General features: G+C 45.6%; 5 protein-coding genes. 3 read left to right on the forward strand and 2 right to left on the reverse strand.

Features of this window, described 5'->3' with window-relative positions:
- A partial coding sequence (locus GY843_RS03040; protein ID WP_297306384.1) for a hypothetical protein occupies positions 1-442 on the reverse strand: 442 nt, incomplete at its 3' end.
- On the opposite strand from GY843_RS03040, the gene GY843_RS03045 reads away from it, so the two are divergent.
- Together GY843_RS03045 and GY843_RS03050 are read left to right on the forward strand one after the other, a co-directional pair.
- Positions 414-689: an energy transducer TonB gene (locus tag GY843_RS03045; protein WP_297306386.1), complete on the forward strand. Its 276-nt coding sequence runs from the start codon at positions 414-416 to the stop codon at positions 687-689. The two genes, GY843_RS03040 and GY843_RS03045, sit on opposite strands and share 29 nt — an antisense overlap.
- A 188-nt stretch (positions 690-877) precedes the next feature.
- Entirely contained in the window at positions 878-1,639 is a 762-nt protein-coding gene (locus GY843_RS03050) for an ABC transporter substrate-binding protein (protein ID WP_297306388.1), read from the forward strand.
- Between the two features lie 53 nt (positions 1,640-1,692).
- On the opposite strand, the gene htpX is transcribed toward GY843_RS03050, so the two are convergent.
- Complete coding sequence (htpX, locus tag GY843_RS03055) at positions 1,693-2,586, reverse strand: protease HtpX (RefSeq protein ID WP_297306390.1); 894 nt, start codon at positions 2,584-2,586, stop codon at positions 1,693-1,695.
- A gap of 178 nt (positions 2,587-2,764) precedes the next feature.
- Between htpX and GY843_RS03060 the strand changes: the two genes are divergently transcribed.
- Positions 2,765-3,567: class I SAM-dependent methyltransferase (locus GY843_RS03060; RefSeq protein ID WP_297306392.1), on the forward strand; the 803-nt coding region annotated here is incomplete at its 3' end.

Below are 3,567 nucleotides of genomic sequence, written 5' to 3' on the forward strand. Positions count from 1 at the left end.
CAAAGCCAGAACCAAAGCCAGAACCAAAGCCAGAACCAAAGCCAGAACCAAAGCCAGAACCAAAGCCAGAACCAAAGCCAGAACCAAAGCCAGAACCAAAGCCAGAACCAAAACCGGAACCAAAACCGGAACCAAAACCGGAACCAAAACCGGAACCAAAACCGGAACCAAAACCGGAACCAAAGCCGGAACCAAAACCGGAACCAAAGCCGGAACCAAAGCCGGAACCAAAGCCGGAACCAAAACCGGAACCAAAGCCGGAACCAAAACCGGAACCAAAACCAGAACCAAAACCAGAACCAAAACCAGAACCAAAACCGGAACCAAAACCGGCACCTGACCTTATTGCAAATGCTGTAGTTAAGGCTGACGCAGAACTTTTGAAAGGTGTTACTGATGGAGTCCTGGATAAGGTGGTTACCTCACCACAATACCAAGGCACGCCTAGACCACCCAAATACCCGCGTAAGGCTCAGAGAAAACGTCAGGAAGGAACGGTGTTAGTGAGAGTTCTGGTTGACGCATTTGGTCAAAATGAAGATGTCGTTCTACACAAAAGTAGTGGGTACGAAAGCCTGGATGAAGCGGCTCTTAAAGCTGTAACAGGCTGGCAAATAAAACCTGCTGTTGTTGCAGGTAAAGCGGTTTCTTCTTGGGTTGAAATACCTGTGGTTTTTTCTCTTAGATAGATTTCCTGTCACCTCTGCAAAGTAAGATGCTTTTAACCCTGTAAAATAAAAGGGTATGATGTCCGTGTCCCATTTTCGCTCATGATCCTCATTTTTAATCTCAAGGCTTTGAATGATAGTAAAACTGTCGACTACAAGTTCTGTTTCTGCTGGTGAGGCCATGGCGAAGACCTGATGAGATGGATTTTATGAGATTTTTGCTGAATGTATTGGTTCTGAGCTTCATTGCCCCTTTTAAGGTATATGCCCAGCCATTAGAGACGATCTACCTGCCCGCAGGAGTGTTGGCAACGGTTACGGAGCGAGGTGTAGAGGGAGCATTCCCCGAAATTTTAAATGAAGCAGCAAGGCGTCTTGATTGTGACATTAAACTCCAGCCCTTAACCTGGCGCCGTTCGCAGCTGTTTGCTAAATCCGAGCAAGGAGCCGGCATCGCTCCATTAACGCGTGTTGCTCCCCGAGAACATCAGTATGTCTGGATTGCTGAGTTGATGCCGCTAAACCTCACCTTTCTGGTTAAGAAAGAAGGAGGTTCTAATCCCCAGTCGATTAAGGACCTTTCTGGTTTGCGAGTTGCTGTAAAGAGTGGATCAGTTGCTGATGTTATTACCAAAAATATGCAGCTGGAGAATGTTAATCTTTTTCATACCGGAAATGATGAATCCATTCTTAAAATGTTAAACATGGGGCGGGTTGATGGTTGGTTGATCTGGGATATTCTAGGATTTGAAAGCGCGAAAAAGCTTGGGATGTTTCAGAACTTAAGGAGAACGTTTACTTACACTGTAGGGCCGCTTTATCTAGCGACAAATAAATCTGTATCTCGTGCAGAAATTGAAAGATGGAAGAAAGTATTGTGGGAGATGAAGCAGGATGGATTTATAAAAACTACATTGGAAAGAAAATATGGGCCCGTTCTGGATATGGCATACGGGGCCTATAGAGATTAATCCCGCCTGCTTTAATCGAAAAGCAGGCGAGTCAAGTCATGCTAATTTAATAGTTACTGCATTCTCTGCAGAGCTTCAATTCGTTTGTCTAGTGGAGGATGGCTAGCCATCAGTTCCATAAGACCTGATTTCATGTGACTGCTGATACCAAAGGCGGTCAACTGACCTGGCATCTGATCAGGCATATCATATTCTGCTTTCAGGCGTTGTAGTGCGCCAATCATTGCGTGGTTACTGGAAAGGCGTGCACCTGCTTCGTCTGCACGGTATTCGCGGTAACGGGAGAACCAGGAGACGATGAACGATGCTAGGATGCCGAAGATAATTTCAAAGACAATGACTGTGATGAAGTAGCCAATACCAGTACCTGCTTGGCTCTCTTCGTCATCGCTTTTCAGGAAGCTATCCACAGCATAGCCTGCGATACGTGCGAAGAACATTACAAAGGTATTAATTACACCCTGTACCAGTGTCATGGTAACCATGTCGCCATTTGCTACGTGACCGATCTCGTGAGCCATTACCGCGCGTACTTCCTCTTTCTGGAAGCGCTGTAGCAAACCAAGGCTAACTGCAACAAGTGCATCATTCTTATTCCAGCCAGTAGCAAATGCGTTTGCCTGTTGAGCAGGGAAGATACCTACTTCTGGCATTTTGATACCGGCTTCCTGTGCTAGCTCAGCTACTGTATCCAACAGCCATTGTTCATCTGAGTTTCTTGCCTGAGAAATGATCTCAGTTCCTGTGGACATTTTTGCCATCTTTTTGGAGAGGAACAGGGAGATAAATGAGCCGGCAAAGCCAAATACCGCGCAGAAGATAAGCAGGCTTGTCATATTCAGACCTGCACCAGAGACGTAATGTTCTACGCCCAGCAGGTTCAACGTGATACTGGCAACAATCAGTACCGCAATGTTTGTAATAAGAAAAAGACCAATTCGCATCATGATAAAAGTTCGCTCAATAAGTGATTCTGCAATCTTAGATAAGGGTGTTTACTAAAAGTTTCAAGTCCTGAACCGTTGTAAAGTTCTGTTAAATTCTGGTGCATCAAATAACCCAAGCCTATAATCTAGCACCTCTTTCTTACGGCGATATAACCATCAGGTTTTACACAGGAAATTTATGCAACAGGTTCTCGAAGAAGTAAAGAAACAGATTAACCTTGCTAAGGGTGAATCGCGCAGAATATTTCACGGACGAGGTCATTGCTTCGCTGGATTTGAGCACCTGGTAATTGATTGGTTTCCTCCTTATGCCGTGGCTCGATTCTACAAGGAAGTGGAGCCTGATTGGGTAAATGAATTAACCCAGTGTCTGCGGAATGTTCCAGAAATAGAAGCGTTAGTGGTACAGCAGCGTTCCCGTGGTAAAGAGTCCCAGCAGGATATTGCCTGGGGTGAAGTGCCTGAACAGATGAACACGATGGAACTGGGGCTGTTTTATCAGGTCAAACCGCAACGTAACCAGAACAGCGGTCTGTTTCTGGATATGCGGGAAGGGCGTCGCTGGGTAATGCACAATGCTGGTGGGAAACGAGTTCTGAACCTTTTCTCCTATACATGTGCTTTTTCGGTTGCTGCACTCGCGGGTGGTGCAGATCACGTGGTTAACGTTGATATGTCCCGTGGCGCTATTAATACGGGAAGAGATAACCACCGCCTGAATGGTCTTCCGGGGGATAAAGTTACATTTCTGGCTTATGATCTGTTTCGTTCTTGGAAAAGAGTCCGTCAATTGGGAACTTACGATCTGATCGTAATAGATCCGCCTAGCTTTCAGCCGGGAAGTTTTGTTGCTGAGAAGGATTACCGTAAGGTTATTCGTCGCTTAAATGAGCTAACCCATGCGGGTAGTCAGGTTCTGGCATGCCATAATGATCCTAAAAATGGGACAGAATTTCTAAAACAGCTTATGCTTGAAGAGTG

Source organism: Neptuniibacter sp., from assembly GCF_024231755.1.
In the GTDB taxonomy this organism is placed as follows: domain Bacteria; phylum Pseudomonadota; class Gammaproteobacteria; order Pseudomonadales; family Balneatricaceae; genus Neptuniibacter.

Excerpts from the sequence above, each read along its gene's own strand:
- htpX (WP_297306390.1), bottom strand. The coding sequence starts at position 2,586 with ATGATGCGAATTGGTCTTTTTCTTATTACAAACATTGCGGTACTGATT.
- GY843_RS03050 (WP_297306388.1), top strand. The coding sequence starts at position 878 with ATGAGATTTTTGCTGAATGTATTGGTTCTGAGCTTCATTGCCCCTTTT.